Source organism: Streptomyces sp. NPDC002889 (assembly GCF_042888425.1).
Lineage (GTDB): Bacteria > Actinomycetota > Actinomycetes > Streptomycetales > Streptomycetaceae > Streptomyces.
In genome coordinates this window covers 92717-110573 of the sequence record NZ_JBIAPT010000019.1, presented here as the reverse complement: position 1 = coordinate 110573, position 17857 = coordinate 92717, and the positions used below count along the sequence as shown (strand labels likewise).

Here is a 17857-nt window from a genome sequence, read left to right as displayed (position 1 = left end):
CTGCCCACGGCGAGGGCACCCGGGCAGGCCCGGCGGACGCGTTCGTCATCGCGGACCTCCCGTCGGGATGTGCTTGGTGAATTCGTCGTGGCCCGGCCAGCTCAGGACCAGTGCGCCGTCCTCCAGCCGTGCCTTCGCCAGTACGGGCGTCAGGTCGCGGTCGCCGGCGGCCGCGAGCGCCACCGTGGCCGCCGCGTACGGCTCGAGGGACCGCAGGGTCGAGATCGTCGGCGGCATCATCAGCAGATCGCCCTTGTCGTAACCCGCGGCCGCCTCGGCCGGTCGGATCCAGACCGTGCGGTCCGCCTCTGTCGACGCGTTGCGGGTGCGCTGGCCCTCGGGCAGGACCGCCACGAAGAACCAGGTGTCGTAGCGCCGTGGCTCGAACTCGGGGGTGATCCACCGCGCCCAGGCGCCCAGCAGGTCCGAGCGCAGCACCAGGCCCCGGCGGTCCAGGAAGTCCGCGAACGACAGGTCGCGGTCGACCAGCGCCTGCCGGTCCGCCTCCCAGTCGTCGCCCGTCGTGTCCCCGACGACCGTGTCGGCGGTGCTGCCGGCGAGTAGGACACCCGCCTCCTCGTACGTCTCACGCACCGCCGCGCACACGATGGCCTGCGCGGATGCGGTGTCGGTGCCCAGGCGGGCCGCCCAGGTGTCCAGAGAGGGGCCCGCCCATTGCACCGGCCGGTCGTCGCGCGGGTCCACTCCTCCGCCGGGGTAGACGTACGCGCCTCCGGCGAAGGCCATGGAGGCGCGGCGGCGCAGCATGTGGACAGCGGGGCCGTCCGCCGTGTCACGCAGCAGCATCACCGTCGCGGCGCGTTTGGGTGCCACGACGGCGAGTGTGCCATCCGCGAGGGCTCGGATCCGGTCGGGCCATTCCGGCGGGTACCACTGACCATTGGACATGGGCGGATGCTATGCGCTCACGCGCGGATGTTCGAGGGGTGGCCGGATCGCCGGCCACCCCTCGGCCCCTCACGTGGCGGCGTCGGCGTCTCCGCGCTTCACCTGCGCCGTGCTCGCGTTCTTGTCCGCCGCCGCGATCCGGTGGCGCTGCCCTGTTGTCCGGTCGTACGCGTACGGCCCCGCGACCGCCGCACCAGCGGCAGGCCACGGGGCCGTACGGACGGACCTGCGTTCCCGTTCCGATCCCGGGTTCCGGACGCGGGTCCCGGACCGGACCTCAGTCCTGGATGAGCTCCACCTGGATCTCGACCTCGACCGGCGCATCCAGGGGCAGCACCGCGACACCGACCGCGCTGCGCGCGTGCACGCCCTTGTCTCCGAGCACTGCGCCCAGCAGCTCGCTCGCACCGTTGAGCACACCGGGCTGACCGGTGAAGTCCTGGGCGGAGGCGACGAATCCGACGACCTTGACCACCCGGGCGATCCGGTCCAGGTCGCCGACGACCGACTTCACGGCGGCCAGCGCGTTCAACGCACAGGTACGCGCCAGCTCCTTGGCCTCCTCCGGCGTGACCTCGGCGCCCACCTTGCCGGTGACCGGAAGCTTGCCTTTCACCATCGGGAGCTGCCCCGCGGTGTAGACGTACGCACCCGACACCACGGCCGGCTGGTACGCGGCCAGCGGCGGCACGACCTCCGGCAGCGTCAGCCCGAGCTCGGCGAGCTTCCTGTCGACAACTCCGCTCACGAGGCCTTCTCCCGCTTCAGATAGGCCACCAGCTGCTCGGGGTTGTTCGGCCCGGGAACGACCTGGACGAGCTCCCAGCCGTCCTCGCCCCAGGTGTCCAGAATCTGCTTGGTCGCGTGCACGAGAAGGGGCACGGTCGCGTATTCCCACTTGGTCATGGAGCCGACTGTAGCCGCACCCGGGACCTGTCCCGTGACGCAGCCCGCAGGCAGCCTCGTGCGTAGCCGGCCCGACGACTGGTTAGTCTCGAATACGTGAGCAGGCTCCAGGTCGTCAGCGGCAAGGGCGGTACCGGTAAGACCACGGTGGCCGCCGCCCTCGCGCTCGCCCTCGCGACCGAGGGAAAGCGCGTCCTCCTCGTCGAGGTCGAGGGAAGACAGGGCATCGCCCAGCTTTTCGAGACAGAGGCACTTCCGTACGAGGAACGCAAGATCGCCGTCTCCTCGGGCGGCGGCGAGGTGTACGCACTGGCCATCGACGCCGAGCGCGCCCTCCTCGACTACCTCCAGATGTTCTACAAACTCGGCGGCGCGGGGCGCGCCCTCAAGAAGCTCGGCGCGATCGACTTCGCGACGACCATCGCGCCCGGCGTACGCGATGTACTGCTGACCGGCAAGGCATGCGAAGCCGTACGCCGCCGGGACAAACAGGGTCGCTACGTCTACGACTACGTGGTGATGGACGCCCCGCCCACCGGCCGCATCACCCGCTTTCTGAACGTCAACGACGAGGTCGCGGGCCTGGCCAGGATCGGCCCGATACACAATCAGGCCCAAGCCGTGATGCGGGTCCTCAAGTCCGCCGAGACCGCGGTGCATCTGGTCACGCTGCTCGAGGAGATGCCGGTCCAGGAGACCGCGGACGGTGTGGCCGAACTGCGCGCTGCCGACCTTCCCGTCGGCAACGTGATCGTGAACATGGTGCGCCCCCACCTCCTCGACGAGGAGGCGGTGCGCGACGCGTCCAACGGCCGGCGCGCCGCCATCACCAAGGCACTCACGGCGGCGGGCGTCGGAGGCGGTGCGAAACTGGTCACCCCGCTCCTCCAACAGGCCGCCGAGCACGCCCAGCGCGTCGAGCTGGAGCGCCGGCAGCGGAGGGTGCTGGGCGCTCTGGACCTTCCCGCGTACGAACTCCCGCTGCTCAGCGAGGGAGTCGACCTGGCGGGCCTGTACGGACTGGCGAAGGAACTGCGAAAGCAAGGGGCCGGCTCATGACCCTGGACGCATCGGACTTTCTCGAGGTCGATCCGCTCATCGACGATCCGGCCACCCGCATCATCGTGTGCTGCGGCGCCGGCGGCGTCGGCAAGACGACGACCGCGGCGGCCATCGGTGTACGGGCGGCCGAGCGCGGCCGCAAGGTCGTCGTCCTCACCATCGACCCGGCCCGGCGGCTCGCGCAGTCCATGGGCATCGACTCGCTGGACAACACTCCGCGCAGGGTCAAGGGCATCGAGGACCCCGGCGGCCGCGGGGAACTGCACGCCATGATGCTCGACATGAAGCGCACCTTCGACGAGATCGTCGAGGCGCACGCGGACCCCGAGCGGGCCCGCGCCATCCTGGAGAACCCCTTCTACCAGTCCCTGTCGGCCGGTTTCGCGGGCACGCAGGAGTACATGGCGATGGAGAAGCTGGGGCAGCTGCGCGCCAGGGACGAGTGGGACCTGATCGTCGTCGACACCCCGCCGTCCCGCTCGGCGCTGGACTTCCTGGACGCGCCCAAGCGCCTCGGCTCCTTCCTGGACGGGAAGTTCATCAAACTGCTGATGGCCCCGGCAAAGATGGGGGGCCGGGCGGGGATGAAATTCCTCAACGTCGGCATGTCGATGATGACCGGGACGCTGGGAAAGCTGCTCGGCGGCCAACTCCTGCGCGACGTACAGACTTTCGTGGCTGCCATGGACACGATGTTCGGCGGTTTCCGGACCCGCGCGGACGCCACGTACCGGCTGCTGCAGGCTCCCGGCACCGCGTTCCTCGTGGTCGCGGCGCCGGAGCGGGACGCGCTGCGCGAGGCGGCGTACTTCGTGGAGCGGCTGGCGGCGGAGGACATGCCGCTCGCCGGCCTGGTGCTCAACCGGGTGCACGGCAGCGGAGCCGCAAAGCTCTCCGCCGAGCGGGCACTTGCCGCCGCAGAAAATCTTGCCGAGGGTGGCATTGTGGATCAAACGTCCGGGAAGACTGGTGTTCGTGACGCCACGGCCGTCTCTCCCGAATCCCCGGCCGTGGAGCACACCCCCGGCTCTGACCCAGCCCCCGAAGCCCTCGTGGAACACCCCGGATCAGGCCCCGCCGCGCACGACAGTGCACAACAGGACCAGCAGACCACGCAGCAGTTGACCGCCGGCCTGCTGCGTCTGCATGCCGAGAGGATGCAGGTGCTCGCCCGCGAGCAGCGCACGCGTGACCGCTTCACCGCACTGCACCCCGAGGTGGCCGTGGCCGAAGTGGGCGCGCTGCCCGGCGACGTACACGACCTCGAGGGGCTTCGGGCCATCGGTGACCGGCTCGCGACCGGGGGTCGTACACCGGCCGGAGCTGTGTAGCCGCGCGGGCGGCTAACCCACGGCGGCGTACGCCTCGTAGGTCTCGTCGTCATCAAGCCCCACAGGCAGAATGCCCGCGCTGCGCTCGTATTCTGTACGCGCGGTTTCGAGCAGTCTGCGCCAGGAGGTGACCGTGGGGCGCCTGCGCAACAGTGCGCGCCGCTCCCGCTCGGTCATACCACCCCAGACGCCGAACTCGACACGGTTGTCGAGCGCGTCGGCCAGGCACTCGGTCCGCACCGGACATCCGGTGCACACCGCCTTGGCCCTGTTCTGCGCTGCCCCTTGTACGAACAGTTCATCCGGATCGGTAGTGCGGCAGGCTGCCTGCGCACTCCAGTCGGTTACCCAGCCCATGCCGGCGCCGTCCTCTCCCGAATCGAGGCTCCCCCACGGCGGCAGCGGCATATTCACCGCTGCCAGTTGAGGACGTTACGGAAGGCGGGGACAGCGCAACACCCCCGTGGGGCCCAATCTTGAATGGCCCGAACGGACTATGCGTACGCGGCAGATCACCCAGGGGAGTGACCTGAGGGCATACGTAGCATTCCCGTCAAACTGAGACACTTCGGCTGAGTCACATCGGACGCCGGATGACGCAAAGGGCGGATTCGGACACAACGCCGCCGGATTCGGGTACAGCGAAGGTTGCGTCGGGGACTTGATACAAAACCGCACTGCTGTGACAGTTGAGAGCAGCTTAGGCCAAGGCATATACGCGTGTCCGGCGAATGAGAACGTAGGCTGCCCCCATGCCAAACAAGCGCTCGGGCGGAGGTCTGACCGGGACCCAGCAGGCCGCCAAGTTCCTCGGTGTCAGTGTGCTCTCCGGAGCAGTGCTGGCAGGCATCGCCCTGCCCGCCTTCGGCGCTCTGGGGCTGGCGGCCAAGGGAACGGTCGAGGGGTTCGACGAGATCCCCTCCAACCTCAAGACCCCGCCGCTGAGTCAGCGCACCACCATTCTCGACTCCAAGGGCGGGCCGATCGCCACGGTCTACTCACGCGACCGTACGGTGGTGCCGCTCAAGGACATCTCCCCCTACATGCAGAAGGCGATCGTCGCGATCGAGGACGCCCGCTTCTACGAGCACGGGGCGATCGACCTCAAGGGTGTGCTGCGCGCGCTCAACAAGAACGCGCAGTCGGGCGGCGTCTCCGAGGGCGCTTCCACCCTCACCCAGCAGTATGTGAAGAATGTCTTCGTCGAGGAGGCGGGTGACGACCCCGACAAGGTCGCCGAGGCCACCCAGCAGACCATCGGCCGCAAGATCCGCGAACTCAAGTACGCGATCCAGGTCGAGGAGGAACTGGGCAAGAAGAAGATCCTCGAGAACTACCTCAACATCACCTTCTTCGGGCAGCAGGCGTACGGCGTGGAGGCGGCGGCCCACCGCTACTTCTCCAAGTCGGCCAAGGACCTGAAGCTGGAGGAGGCGGCGATGCTCGCCGGCGTCGTCCAGTCGCCGAGCCGCTACGACCCGGTCAACGACGCGGAAGAGGCCACCAAGCGCCGCAACACTGTGCTGCAGCGCATGGCGGACACCCGCGACATCTCCCAGGAGGAGGCGGACCGGGCGAAGGCCGCCCCGATCAAGCTCAAGGTCAGCAAGCCGAAGAACGGCTGCATCACCGCCGTCAGCGGCTCGGGCTTCTTCTGCGACTACGTGCGCAAGACCATCCTCTCCGACCCCGCCTTCGGGAAGACGGAGAAGGAGCGGCAGAGGCTGTGGAACCTGGGCGGTCTGACCGTCAGGACCACGCTCGACCCGCGGGCCCAGAAGGCTGCCAACGAGGCCGCCACCTCCAAGGTCAACAAGACCGACAAGGTCGCGGCATCAGTGGTGCAGGTCCAGCCGGGCACCGGCAAGATCCTCTCGATGGGCCAGTCCCGCCCGTACGGCCTGGACCAGAAGCAGCACGAGACGGTCCTGAACCTCGCCGTCGACAACAAGATGGGCGGCACGACCTACGGCTTCCAGGTCGGCTCGACGTTCAAGCCGATCACTGCCGCGGCCGCGCTGGAGAAGGGGCTCAGCCCGGCCCAGTCGTTCTCCACGCCGTGGAAGATCTCCCTGCCGATGCGCTCCTTCACCAACTGTTCGGGCTCCCCCGCGGGCACCGGCACCTGGGACCCCCAGAACGAGCTGCGGACGGAAGCCGGCACCTGGGACATGACGAGCGCGCTCGGCAAGTCCATCAACACCTACTTCGCCCAGCTGGAGCAGATGACCGGGCTGTGCGAGACGGTCGAGATGGCGAAGAAGATGGGCTACCAGCGGGGCGACGGCAAGAAGCTCGGCGAGAACCCGTCGATCACGCTCGGCGGTGAGGAGAGCACCCCGCTCTCGATGGCCGCCACCTACGCCACGTTCGCCAACCGCGGCACGTACTGCACGCCGATCGCCATCGAGTCCATCACGGACCCCGAGGGCAAGAGCCTGGGCGTGCCGAAGACCCAGTGCTCACAAGCAATGAGCGAGCAGACCGCGGACACCGTCAACCAGATGCTCAAGGGCGTGGTCGAGGACGGCACCGGTACGCAGGCCGGTCTGAGCGACCGCGACAACGCCGGCAAGACCGGTACGACGAACGACCGCAAGGACGCCTGGTTCGTCGGGTACACGCCCAACCTGGCCACGGCGGTGTGGGTCGGTGACGACATCGGTGAGAAGACGTCGATGTACCGGATCACCATCGGCGGCCAGTACTACGACAAGGTCTGCGGCGGCTGCCTCCCGGGTCCCATCTGGAAGATCGCGATGACCGGGGCGCTCAACGCCTCCGAGACCCCCGCCTTCAACCCCATCTCGGTACCGCGAGGCAGGGTGAAGGAGAGGGACAAGGAGAGGCCGGGCGACCACGAGAAGCCCGGCAACGGCGGTCGCCCCGGTGGGCAGGAGCCGTGGCCCGGGATCTCGATCCCGCCGGACCTGATCGGTGGCGGCAACAACCGCGGTCAGGGGAACGGCGGCTCGACCGGCGGCGACTGGCCGTGACGGTGAGGTAGTACGCGCAGCGGAGCCGTACGCACGGATCGGGGCCCGGCCCAAAACTTCAGGCCGGGCCCCGATTCGTATCCGCGGGCGCTGCTGGTGCCGGTACCAGCGATGCCGGTACGAGCAGTGCCGGTACGAGCAGTGCCGCTCTGCCGGTACGGCTTCAGCCCGCGAGCAGCTGCTTCACCGCGGCGGCGACCCGGCCACCCTCGGCCCGGCCCGCCACCTTCGGATTCACGATCTTCATGACGGCGCCCATGGCCCGCGGCCCCTCGGCACCGGTGGCCTTGGCCTCCTCGACGGCCTGCGCCACGATCCGGTGAAGCTCGTCGTCCGTCAGCTGCTGCGGCAGGTAGGCGTCGAGGATGACCCCCTCCGCCTTCTCCCGCTCGGCCTGCTCGGCGCGACCACCCTGGGCGAACGCGTCGGCGGCCTCACGGCGCTTCTTCGCCTCCTTGGCGATCACCTTCTGCACCTCGTCGTCGGAGAGCTCCCGGGCCGTCTTGCCCGAGACCTCCTCCTTCGTGATGGCGGAGAGGGTCAGCCGGAGCGTGGAGGAGCGCAGTTCGTCGCGCGCCCTGATCGCCTCGGTGAGGTCTTCCTGCAGCTTGGACTTGAGCGTTGTCATGACTTCTTCATAGCCTTTTCTCATGGACCCGGTCAACGAGGATTCACAGGTCAACAATGACTCGGAACGGCTCCGCAGGCCGGCCCGGATTACCGGGTCTCAGCGGGACAAGCGCAGTCGTGCCGACTGGACAGGGGAACCGGCGGCGATCTACTGCCGGATTTCCCACGTCAACGACGACGATCAAACCGGTGTCGACCGACAAGAGCGTATCTGCCGTGACATCGCCCAGCGCCTCGGTGTGACGGTGGATCAGCACATGGTCTTCGTGGACAACTACCGATCGGCGTGGCAGCGCAACCGGAAGCGGAAGGGGTGGGATGCCCTGCTCGATGCGGCACGGTCCGGTGGCGTCCGGCACATCCTGACCTACCGCCCGGACCGGCTGATGCGGCAGCCGCGCGATCTTGCGGAGCTGCTGCAGATCGCGGACGACCACAGCATCGCCCTGCACGGTCAGGCGAACCAACGGGATCTTGCCGACCCCGACGACCGGTTCCTTCTGCGCATCGAGGTAGCGCACGCTTGCAGGTCCAGCGACGACACCTCCCGACGGCTCAAAGACGCACTGATCGACCGCGCCCAGGACGGGAAGCCGCACACCGGCAAGCGGCGGTACGGCTACGACAAGAGCGGCACGGCCATCATTGCCGCAGAAGCCGAGATCGTGCGCGAGATTTTCTCCCGGTACCTCGTCGGGGAGACGACCACAGCCATAGCCATGGACCTCAACCGGCGGGAGGAACGGACCGCACTCGGCAGGGGATGGAACAGCTTCACCGTCCGGGCGATCCTGGACAGCCGCCATGTGGCCGGCATCCGCGTGTTCCGAGGGGAGGAGCTCGGCCAGGGTGAATGGCCGGCGATCATCCCTCGCGGCACATGGGACGAGGCACAGGAGCGCCGCAGCTACCGCACCGCAGTGGGCTGGGGTCGGAGTGCGCCCAAGCACCCCTACATCCTGCGCGGGCTGGTCGTCTGCAAGGGATGCGGCAACCGCATGGGTGGGAGCGGCGGCAAGTACATGTGCAACCGCGCGGCTCGTTCCGACTCGTTGCGCTGCTACCGGACTGCCAGCAGTGGGCCGCTGGAGGAGTTCGTGACCGACGCTGCGATCGGGCTGCTGGAACGCCTTGACGTGAACGGCCAGGAAGAGGCCGCCGTAATTTCACCGGAGGATCAGGCGGCGATCGCCGCCGACCGGGAAGAGCTGGTCGAGCTCAAGGACATGTGGAACAGCCGTGAGCTGAAGACCCAGGACTACCGCGCCATGAAGAAGACGGTCGAGGAGCGCATCGCGAAGATCGAGCGCAAGCCGGTCGTCCGCCCGGCGGTCGAGGTGCTTCGGGGGCTGGTCGGGCCGGACGCCGAGAAGGGTTGGGCGAAGCTGGTGAAGGCCAAGGACTACGACCGCATGAATGCTGTCCTGCGGTTCCTGTTCAACGCGGTCATCATCGCCGAGCCGAGCACGAAGGGCCGATACTTCGACTTCTCACGGGTGGAGATAGAGCCGAACCCGCTCTGACGGTCGATGAGGGGACAGACGATGGGGCCCGCGGTCAGGCGGGCCCCATATCGCTATCTGTGCTGCTCGTCGCCGCGAGGCATGAGCAGGTGACGGCCGGCGGGCGTTGTCCGGGCTGATCCTTCAGGTTCGTCACCCACGCCCCGCCGGATTCCAGCGCACTCAGAAGCGCGCAGTGCAGATCGGCAGGCGTGGAGACGGGACCAGGCCGCTCCAGCGGGCCCCGGCTCCGCCCCGCTCCAGCCCGGCCGCCGCCCGTGTCGCGCGCACAGCAATCAGCCAATTGCCGTAGGAGGGTTACGTCGTGGCTGGATCGATCAGCTCCACGGCTTTAGAAGTCGTGCTCTTTCCGAACCTCGTGTGCGACTTTTGCTGGTCAGACATGAGATCGCAGCTGTCGCGGAAGTCTCGGCTCGTTGCTGGCCGAGATGTCGTGGGGGTGGCGGATGCCGTCGATGCGGGCGGTCCTGGAAGCGCGGCAGAAGGCCGCGGCGGTGCGGGTGGAACAACTCGAGGCCGAGCTGGAGCGGGTGCGGGCGGCTCTGGCGGACGCGGAAGAGGTGCTCAGGCGCCGGGTGATCGGCCTGGAGCAGTATCTGGAGGCGCTGTCCGAGGGGGATGCGCCCGCCGTGGTGGCCGACGGGGCGTCGCAGAGGAAGCCGGTGGGACCGCGCCGGGCGGTGCCTCATCGGCAGAACGCGGGCGGGGTTGAGGGTTTGTCGGTGGACTACCAGGCGTTGATGGCCGCCGCTGTGGAGGCGGGAGGCGACGGGCTGGGGGCCCGGCGGGCAGCGGTGGTGCTGGGCTGGGACAGCGCGTCCGCCTCCCGGGTCGAGGGAGCGAGGGCACGGCTGAAGCGGCTGGTGGAGCGGGGCTGGCTGGTGGAGGAGAAACCGGGCAGGTTCACGCTGCCCGCACCGGAACAGGTTCCTGGTGCTGGTGCTGAGCGGCCAGACGGCGGCTCATGAGCGTGGTCATCGACCACAGGATGACGGCTTCGCTGGTGTCGGTGCGCCGCTCGTAGTCACGGACCAGACGCCGGCTGCGCAGGAACCAGGCAAAGGATCTTTCCACGACCCAGCGGCGGGGCAGGACCTGAAAGCCGCAGGCGTCATCGCTGCGGCGGACGACGTCGAGAACGAGTCCGAGGTGCCGGGCGGTCCAGTCGGCGAGATGGCCGGTGTAACCGCCGTCGGCCCAGACCCGCGACAGCCGCCGCAAGCGGCTCTTCGCCGTCGGCAGCAGGATCCGGGCGGCGTCCCGGTCGGTCGTGGAGGCTGGCGTGACCAGCACGGCCAGAAGGAGCCCGAGCGTGTCGGTGAGCAGGTGCCGCTTGCGTCCGTTGATCTTCTTCCCGGCGTCGTATCCCCGGGAGGCGAGGGTGACGGTGGCGTCCGCCTTCATCGACTGCGAGTCCACGACCGCCGCACTCGGCTCCTCCTCACGGCCCTCCACGTCGCGGACGGCTCCGCGCAGCCGGTCGTGCAGCTCGGCCACCAGTCCCGCATCCCGCCAGCGGGCGAAGAAGGCGTACACGCGCGGCCAGGGCGGGAAGTCACACGGCATAGCCCGCCACTTGATGCCGCTGTCGACGAGGTAGCGCACCGCGTCGATCATCTGCCGGTGGCAGTAGCCCTCCGGACACCCGCCCCGGCCCGCCAGCCATCCCGGCACCGGCAGCAGATCCCGCACCCATGCCCACTCGGCATCGCTCATGTCCGAGCCGTACCGGGGCCGGCGCTCCGGCCGGTCGGCCGCGTTCCCGAACCTATGGGCGAGACAGTCACACCCAGGAGTGGACGCACTGGACCCGGCAACCGCGACCACGCAACACTTCGACAACAGGGCCTCTTGCTTCTCGCTGGACTCAACAACCGCGAGCTACCAAGAGGCCCTTCCTTCATGCCGCCGCACCGGCCAACTCACCCGATCCAGCACCCCGTTCGAATCGGACCGACCACGCGAACGGATAGAGAACAGCCAGTTACACAGCCGCTGTGGCGCGAGCCGCGAAGATCATGGCCCAAACATCATGTTCTACCGGGCAGGTCTACGGACCCCCGACGTGCCGGAATCTTACGAGGCCGTGATCACTCGCGCCAAGGCAGCTCCTACCCAAAGCCACTACGCCGACCTGCGTACACACCGGCACTTTCAAATTCCTTACGACAGACACGACGCTTTGAGTACGCCTTCAAAGACCTCTGGCCGAGAGAGCTCGTGTTGATCTCCCTTACTCGTCTCATCACCCTTTGGCCGGCACATGCGAAGGCTCGAACTAGTGCACCAACCAGAATCGCTGCAAGCACGGGAAGGCTCTGGATGATCAGGTGAATGAACCTGGTGGCCACGTAGGCTGTCGTGCCAAAATACCTGCGGCGGCAGGGCATCAGGGCACCGTGCGAAACCTCAGGGCTACATGATTTCCGTCGACCACACTTCTACTCGACACTCAACCACCAAGGAAATTCACGCATGGCGCGTTATGGCTTCGAGACGAACATTCCTGAACTGACCCGCCGCCTGGGGATCAATCTCTACAACGACCCAACCATTTCACTGCGAGAACTCTTGCAGAACGCCAACGACGCATGCATTCTCGCAGAGGGGCTCCTGGGTGCACCAAAAGGGCGCATCGACATTTCCGTCGACCCTCACAGCCACAGGTTATCAATCACCGACAACGGAATTGGAATGGATGAAAAATGCCTTAAAGAGGTACTGAGCACCATCGCCTCCTCCACGAAGGCAGAGCTTCGAAAGGAGTTGGAAAAGAAGCATTTCAAGCCGGCTCGAGGAATCGCCGGACAGTTCGGAATCGGCTTTCTTTCCACATTTATTATCGCCGATGATGTCCACATTGAAACTCGTCACCAGCAAGAAAGCGGGCCGGGGTCTCTGTGGCACTCGAAAGGGGACGGCTACTACGACATTCACCCAAGTCCGAAGATTCTACCCCGAGGCACGACCGTGACGCTTGTCCTCAAGGAGGAATTCCGAAACAAGATAAGCACCATGACCATCACCGAGGCACTGGCGAAATATTGCCCGTTCATTCGAACGCCCTACTACATCAACAACTCAACTCTACCGGCAAACCACGAGTTGCCTCCCTGGAGAGACACTGACAATCAAGGCCTTGCCGACGCCTATCTGCGTTCGAATTTCAACAAAAGGCCCTTGGTGAACTTCTTCATCGAGCATGACGGCCCGGTTATCATCGGCTCAGAATCCGTTCCGCACCTAAGCATCTCCGGGTACCTCGCTATCCCTGATCAGCCGCGTTGGAGTCAAGAGCCTCGGCTCTACACGTCAGGTCTCTACGTGGGCGAGATCAGGGATGGCCTTCCTTCATGGGCACGCTTCGTTCTCGGAGGTATCGAGTGCCCAGATCTTGACTTGACCCTTGGTCGCGACAACGTGATGAAGAACACCATATGGCAGGCGGTCAAGAAGGTTGTGGCGGAAAAGCTGACTCAGGCCATGGTGCGTGACCTATCAGACCGTAGATCCCGTATACGGCAACGGTGGAACAGCGTATTCGATATCCACGCAGAGCACATCATGCGATCCGCAGTAGAAGATGCGCGCTACGGCGAGGGAGATTTCTACCGGTCAGTGCGAGACATCGTACCGTTCCGCATTGGCGGAGAACGAATGTCTCTTGCAACAGCAATCGCACAAGGAAAGTGTATGGAGGAGGGCGGCAGGAGGATTCTCTTTTACTTCGCACAAGGATTCCGGCGCCATGAAAGTGCGGGAGTACAGGAGAGCCTGCTGTTCGATGAACGCGGACTCCACTTCATCGATGCACGAAACTTCTACGAGCGCGACTTTCTCCAACAATACGGGGCCGACAACTCGTCACTCTCCCTGGTCCCAATAGAGGACGGACTTGAGTACGTCCTGAATTTCGAGTGTGACACTGACGACGCCAGGATCATTTCGGAGACCTGCCGCGCGCTTGGCTATAACGCTCGATTGAGTAAATTCGAGCCGTCGGAGCTGGCGGGTGTCATCGTCCCGGTTGGCGACCAAGACCGCCATGACAGGGAGTTCGACTGGTCAACGCCCGAAGGGCGGGAGGAAGTAATACAACTACTCGTGGGTGCAGCCAGTCCGGGAAACTATCGCCCTTACACCCTGTGCATCAACGCCAACAATATCCTGGTTCAGGAAATATTGCGCTACGCCAGGGAACACGGCGTTGATTCGCACATCAAATTGGCGCTCAAGCAGATCTACTTCATGTCGGTCCTGGTGTTCGGCGATACAAACACTCGCGTCATTGCTGAAATGGCGCCCAGCCTGTCCAGCCTGATGCTGAGTTTCCTGCGGCGTTCAACGGATCTGGATTCAGAGTTGGCGCGGCTGCGTCAAATGCTCTCCGAGGCCCAGAAAAGGGTAGCAGAAAAGGAGGCAGAACTTCTCAGGAGTGGGATATTGAAGAAGGAAAACGAAACGGTATTTCTCGCCTATGGGTACGATCAGCCGACAGCTAGTCTTGTCCAAGGATTCAAGCACCTGCTCCAGGACCGAGGCATATCGGTCATCGACGGACAGGTAGACGCCGCCGGATCGCTTTCTGAGCAGATACTTAGTCGGATCAGGTCTTCTTCTATGTTCGTCGGAGTCCTGACACCTCGCGACAAGATAGAGGGGGATGGGGGGTCAATTGCTTCTACTTGGGTAATTGAGGAGAAAGGAGCTGCGCGCGCATGTGGCGTCCCGGTCCTGCTCATCGTCGACAGAGGTGTTGCTCAACAATTTTACGGTAATTTGGACGGCGACAATGTCCGAATTACAGTTGGAGATCAGCCTGCAGACTGGGTCGACGCCTTTCGGAGGGCGACCAATATGATCGCGGAGACTCTGCGTCAGACCCTGGATCGCGATTGAACTATTCCTGGGTGCTCCTGCACAGGGCTGGTGCTACGGACGCGCATGGCCTTGACGATGAGGCCGCCGATGAGTCGACACAGTCGCCCTGGCGGTGAACGCCGTGTACGAACCCACGATGATGCCTATTCGGGACTGAGGAGCGCGAGGAGTTGTGCAACTACGTCAATGGGGATGTCAGCCGGCGCAGCGGGCCTTGCCCAGATGGTCGGTGCGTGGGGGAACGGTCGTTGCCGCACTTCTCACCCGGGATCCACCCTGAACCGTCACAGCCAAGCTCAGGACGGCTTGGATTCCCGTTACTCGCTTCAAAGGGAGGCCTTCAGCCCAAGGCCCAGGGCTTTCAGACTGGCCGACTCGCCTTCTTCACGGCACAGAGGCGCTGATCGGGCGCAGGGTGCACGTGGAGACATGGGACGAGAACACTGGCGTGTCCTTGGTCATCGATAATCCTGGGGGGGTGCGACTCTGACGCCGGCCCGCCCACCCGTTTCACAATGTTGGCGCCCGAATACATGACGAAGTTCCGGACAAATCACCCTCGCCTTGGTCGCCGCAGGTCAGATAATCATGGTGCCGGACGTCAGCCAGTAGCATCTGGCGGGAAGGCTGCCCGGGCGAATTGCTTCCCTATGACGGCGAAAGCGCCGTCATAGGTGCTGGCCGAGATGAGCCTCCACCGGGTCAGAACCGTCGAGGCGATGATGAGACCGTGCGTCTTCCGCCGTTTGCCGTCCCACATCTCCGCAATCCGTACGGCTAACGCGTGATGCATCCTCTCTGCCTCGGTGCGGACGTCAACACCGGACAGTTCAAGCCTCGTCAGGATCTGCTCGACATTCCGGCGAGCCTCCAGATGCGACCTGTAGTACCGGCCTTTCCAGCCGCAGGGCGGGAAGACAATGATCACACGGTGCTGGAGTCCCCTCCCCCGAATCTCATCGATCTCCCACTCGAGGGAACGGCGCATCTCTCGACCGGGAGCGAGGAGTAGAACGATATGAGCTGCCTTTCCCATCAGCGCGGCAATGTGGAACCTCCATTCGTCGTCCGGTGAGCGCAGGTACACCGGCCCAGGCGGCGAATGCCGCACATCCGCGTCCACCAATGTGTAGGTCCGCATGCGGTGGTGACGTGACATGGCCCGTGCCGTCACCTGTTCCAACGTCAGGGCGGGGGACCACAACCCGATAAGCGGGGTGGTGAGAAGCAAAACGCTTCCGTCCCCGCCGAAGGTCCGTAGCAGCAGACAGTACGGGGCTTCCGACGCGAGCACCGGGCCGATGGCCTCCGCGCAGTCCAGCGTCTGCCAGGGACGCTTGTACCGCAACCACCATCGCAACCCGTTCACCGAGCACAGGACAAGCAGCGCGACGATCGGTACGTCTACGACTCGGACAGCCGACCCGAAGCTGTCTCCGGGGTCGTACGAGGCATGCGACAAAGGGGAGAAGAGCAACAAGACAGCCAGCAGTAGACCGGACTCCCTGAAAAACCTGCGCAGACGCCACCTCACCGCAGGCATGCCCCTTCGATGGCCCATGACACACGAACCACCCACCGTAACCACCCCCGGGCCACTGGAAGTGTGCGTTGCGCACCTGCCCGCAACTGATCGCCCTTCGCCACATAGTCACCGGATCGGGCCGCTCCGGGGCACCAACAGCCCGGCCCACCCTTCACCGGCTCGACGACGACCAAGAGCAGGGCTTGGTCCCGTCAGCCACGGCATAGGCGGGGATCGCGACGCGCGCGCCATAAGCACGCCAGATCAGGCGGTCAGTCAGGCTCATTGAGGTGCGCATGGGCACGGAAGCTCAGTCGGCGAGCAAGCCCAAGGCGCAAGGGAAGAGCTCTCTCGCGGAGGCCTGAGTCGTTTCGTCTGCTGATCATTCCTGTGCGCCGGCAGGCAAGGGCCTCGCCCGGTGTGTCAGGCACAGGGAGAAACGCGCCCACGCATTTCCTCGCACCCACCGGGCGACGGAGCAGCGCTTTCGTAAGGCGGCGGACATGCTCCGGCCGCCCCATGGCGACGGCCGCGTCGCCCTGTCGTCACCGCCCGTTGACAGCCTGCGCAGATGCCGGCCATCCGCCTCCGCCTTCCCGTCGACCCGCGTCACTGCCAACTGCTGGGACTGGTGGGCTCCACGGCTCTCGCCGCAGGCGGTGTGAGCGCCGGGGCGCTGCCGGTGCGGGAGGTGCTCGACCCCGGCTCGGGTCGAGCCGCACTCGGTCTGGTCGGCGTGTACTTCGGACTCGTCCTGCTGATAGTGGCCTGGTGGCTGCTCGGCCGGGCGGTCCGCGGAGCGCGGCCGCCTGCCCCGCGCACCCTGCTGCTGACACTGGTCCTGTGGGCGGTCCCGCTCGTGGTGGCCCCGCCGCTGTTCAGCAGGGACGTGTACAGCTATCTCGCGCAGGGCGCCATGGTCGACGCGCGGCTCGATGTCTACGCGTACGGGCCCTCCCGCCTCGGCGGCCCGCTCACCGCCGAGGTCGCGCCGCTGTGGCGGGACACCCCGACGCCGTACGGCCCGGTCTTCCTCGCCTGCGCATCGTTCGTGGCGGGATTGACCCGGGCGCAGATGTCCACGGGCGTGTTCGGCATGCGGCTGGTGGCGCTCGTCGGACTGGCGCTGATGGCCGCCGCGCTGCCCCGGCTGGCCCGGCACTGCGGGGCCGATCCCGCCGCGGCGCTCTGGCTCGGCGCGCTCAACCCGCTGGTGCTGCTGCATCTTGTGGGCGGCGCACACAATGACGCGGTCATGCTCGGGCTGTTGGGTGCGGGCCTGGTGGCCGCCCTGGGCGGACGGCCGGTGGTGGCCACCGTGCTGGTCACGTTCGCGGCGCTGGTGAAGGCGCCGGCGGCCCTGGGGCTGGTGGCAGTGGCACTGCTGTGGGCCCGGCAGATGACGACACCACGGGAGCGCGCCTCATGGATCCCGGCCCTGCGCCTTCGGGTCCCATGGCACCGGCACCCGCTGCTGACGGCATGCCTTGGCGTGCCGGCGGTCTGCGCGGTCACGACGGCGGCGACAACAGCCCTCACCGGTACGGGATATGGCTGGCTGACCGCCCTCGACACCCCCGTATCACCCGGTAACTGGTCCCTCACCACAACGCTCGGCCGGATGACCACCACCCTCCTTCAGGACGCGGGCACCGCACTCGCCCCCTTCGCGCCCTTCGCCGCGCCCGCCTGGCATCTGCTCGGGCTCGCCGCCACCGCGCTCGCGACCCTGATCGCCTGGCGTCGGCACCACGCGCTGCGCCCCGTGTACGCGCTCGGTCTGAGCCTGATGGCGGTGGCCCTCCTCGGACCCGCGATCCGCCCCTGGTACCTGCTGTGGGGACTGTTCCTGATAGCCGCCGCGGGACCCGTCCATTCCGTACGCCGGTCCGTCGCCGCGGCCAGTGGTGTACTCGCCCTGGCCGTACTGCCCAGTGGATTCGCCCCGGCCGGACCGCAGTTGGCGCTGGCCGTAGCGGGCGGACTGCTCGCCGTGGCAGCGCTGTGGTGTGCGCACCGCGTCGCCCGACGCTCCGTACATCGCGCTCTTGCGAGTACCGCGTGACCCAGTCACCCCCGACGACGATGCGGCCC

The 17857-nt window shown here is 66.3% G+C and carries 14 protein-coding genes; 7 read left to right on the top strand and 7 right to left on the bottom strand.

Going from position 1 to position 17857, the window contains the following annotated elements:
• Positions 1-45: 45 nt before the first annotated feature.
• From ACFYWI_RS26775 to ACFYWI_RS26765, 3 genes are all read right to left on the bottom strand, one after another.
• Entirely contained in the window at positions 46-909 is an 864-nt protein-coding gene (locus ACFYWI_RS26775; protein ID WP_389237256.1) for an NUDIX hydrolase, read from the bottom strand.
• Positions 910-1186: 277 nt separating this feature from the next.
• Positions 1187-1657, bottom strand: coding sequence for a RidA family protein (locus tag ACFYWI_RS26770; RefSeq protein WP_389237254.1), 471 nt, complete (start codon positions 1655-1657; stop codon positions 1187-1189).
• Complete coding sequence (locus ACFYWI_RS26765; RefSeq protein WP_389237252.1) at positions 1654-1815, bottom strand: DUF4177 domain-containing protein; 162 nt, start codon at positions 1813-1815, stop codon at positions 1654-1656. Before ACFYWI_RS26765 ends, ACFYWI_RS26770 begins: the two co-directional genes overlap by 4 nt.
• Positions 1816-1911: 96 nt before the next feature.
• Here ACFYWI_RS26765 and ACFYWI_RS26760 point away from each other — a divergent pair, with 96 nt between their 5' ends.
• Positions 1912-2874 carry an ArsA family ATPase gene (locus tag ACFYWI_RS26760; RefSeq protein WP_389237250.1) on the top strand — a complete coding sequence of 321 codons (963 nt, stop codon included), beginning with the start codon at positions 1912-1914 and terminating at the stop codon, positions 2872-2874.
• Positions 2871-4208 (top strand): ArsA family ATPase, encoded by a 1338-nt coding sequence (locus ACFYWI_RS26755; RefSeq protein ID WP_389237248.1) that lies wholly within the window; start codon positions 2871-2873, stop codon positions 4206-4208. The genes ACFYWI_RS26760 and ACFYWI_RS26755 overlap by 4 nt, the downstream gene beginning before the upstream one ends.
• Before the next feature lie 12 nt (positions 4209-4220).
• Here ACFYWI_RS26755 and ACFYWI_RS26750 read toward each other — a convergent pair whose 3' ends face one another.
• The gene (locus tag ACFYWI_RS26750) at positions 4221-4565 is read right to left on the bottom strand and encodes a WhiB family transcriptional regulator (RefSeq protein WP_187283156.1); all 345 of its coding nucleotides are present in this window, start codon (positions 4563-4565) and stop codon (positions 4221-4223) included.
• A gap of 395 nt (positions 4566-4960) precedes the next feature.
• On the opposite strand from ACFYWI_RS26750, the gene ACFYWI_RS26745 reads away from it, so the two are divergent.
• Positions 4961-7204: a transglycosylase domain-containing protein gene (locus ACFYWI_RS26745; RefSeq protein ID WP_389237246.1), complete on the top strand. Its 2244-nt coding sequence runs from the start codon at positions 4961-4963 to the stop codon at positions 7202-7204.
• A gap of 163 nt (positions 7205-7367) precedes the next feature.
• Here ACFYWI_RS26745 and ACFYWI_RS26740 read toward each other — a convergent pair whose 3' ends face one another.
• Complete coding sequence (locus ACFYWI_RS26740) at positions 7368-7832, bottom strand: GatB/YqeY domain-containing protein (protein WP_389237244.1); 465 nt, start codon at positions 7830-7832, stop codon at positions 7368-7370.
• A gap of 22 nt (positions 7833-7854) precedes the next feature.
• Between ACFYWI_RS26740 and ACFYWI_RS26735 the strand changes: the two genes are divergently transcribed.
• Both ACFYWI_RS26735 and ACFYWI_RS26730 read left to right on the top strand, forming a co-directional pair.
• A complete protein-coding gene (locus ACFYWI_RS26735; RefSeq protein ID WP_389237242.1) occupies positions 7855-9357 on the top strand; it encodes a recombinase family protein in 1503 nt (500 codons plus the stop codon).
• A gap of 455 nt (positions 9358-9812) precedes the next feature.
• Positions 9813-10325: a hypothetical protein gene (locus tag ACFYWI_RS26730; protein ID WP_389237379.1), complete on the top strand. Its 513-nt coding sequence runs from the start codon at positions 9813-9815 to the stop codon at positions 10323-10325.
• Here ACFYWI_RS26730 and ACFYWI_RS26725 read toward each other — a convergent pair.
• The gene (locus ACFYWI_RS26725; protein WP_389237240.1) at positions 10261-11073 is read right to left on the bottom strand and encodes an IS5 family transposase; all 813 of its coding nucleotides are present in this window, start codon (positions 11071-11073) and stop codon (positions 10261-10263) included. The genes ACFYWI_RS26730 and ACFYWI_RS26725 overlap by 65 nt on opposite strands.
• 759 nt (positions 11074-11832) lie before the next feature.
• Between ACFYWI_RS26725 and ACFYWI_RS26720 the strand changes: the two genes are divergently transcribed.
• On the top strand, positions 11833-14256 hold the full coding sequence (locus ACFYWI_RS26720; RefSeq protein ID WP_389237238.1) for an ATP-binding protein: 2424 nt from the start codon (positions 11833-11835) through the stop codon (positions 14254-14256).
• A 583-nt stretch (positions 14257-14839) separates the two neighbouring features.
• On the opposite strand, the gene ACFYWI_RS26715 is transcribed toward ACFYWI_RS26720, so the two are convergent.
• Positions 14840-15772, bottom strand: a complete 933-nt coding sequence (locus ACFYWI_RS26715) for a hypothetical protein (protein WP_389237236.1) — start codon at positions 15770-15772, stop codon at positions 14840-14842.
• A gap of 562 nt (positions 15773-16334) precedes the next feature.
• Here ACFYWI_RS26715 and mptB point away from each other — a divergent pair.
• Complete coding sequence (mptB, locus tag ACFYWI_RS26710; protein ID WP_389237234.1) at positions 16335-17828, top strand: polyprenol phosphomannose-dependent alpha 1,6 mannosyltransferase MptB; 1494 nt, start codon at positions 16335-16337, stop codon at positions 17826-17828.
• The last annotated feature ends 29 nt before the right edge of the window (positions 17829-17857 follow it).

Bases quoted from the DNA above. Each gene is read 5' to 3' on its own strand.
- ACFYWI_RS26775 (WP_389237256.1), bottom strand. From the start codon at position 909: ATGTCCAATGGTCAGTGGTACCCGCCGGAATGGCCCGACCGGATCCGA.
- ACFYWI_RS26765 (WP_389237252.1), bottom strand. From the start codon at position 1,815: ATGACCAAGTGGGAATACGCGACCGTGCCCCTTCTCGTGCACGCGACC.
- ACFYWI_RS26755 (WP_389237248.1), top strand. From the start codon at position 2,871: ATGACCCTGGACGCATCGGACTTTCTCGAGGTCGATCCGCTCATCGAC.
- ACFYWI_RS26750 (WP_187283156.1), bottom strand. From the start codon at position 4,565: ATGGGCTGGGTAACCGACTGGAGTGCGCAGGCAGCCTGCCGCACTACC.
- ACFYWI_RS26745 (WP_389237246.1), top strand. From the start codon at position 4,961: ATGCCAAACAAGCGCTCGGGCGGAGGTCTGACCGGGACCCAGCAGGCC.
- ACFYWI_RS26740 (WP_389237244.1), bottom strand. From the start codon at position 7,832: ATGACAACGCTCAAGTCCAAGCTGCAGGAAGACCTCACCGAGGCGATC.
- ACFYWI_RS26735 (WP_389237242.1), top strand. From the start codon at position 7,855: ATGGACCCGGTCAACGAGGATTCACAGGTCAACAATGACTCGGAACGG.
- ACFYWI_RS26730 (WP_389237379.1), top strand. From the start codon at position 9,813: ATGCGGGCGGTCCTGGAAGCGCGGCAGAAGGCCGCGGCGGTGCGGGTG.
- ACFYWI_RS26725 (WP_389237240.1), bottom strand. From the start codon at position 11,073: ATGAGCGATGCCGAGTGGGCATGGGTGCGGGATCTGCTGCCGGTGCCG.
- ACFYWI_RS26720 (WP_389237238.1), top strand. From the start codon at position 11,833: ATGGCGCGTTATGGCTTCGAGACGAACATTCCTGAACTGACCCGCCGC.
- mptB (WP_389237234.1), top strand. From the start codon at position 16,335: ATGCCGGCCATCCGCCTCCGCCTTCCCGTCGACCCGCGTCACTGCCAA.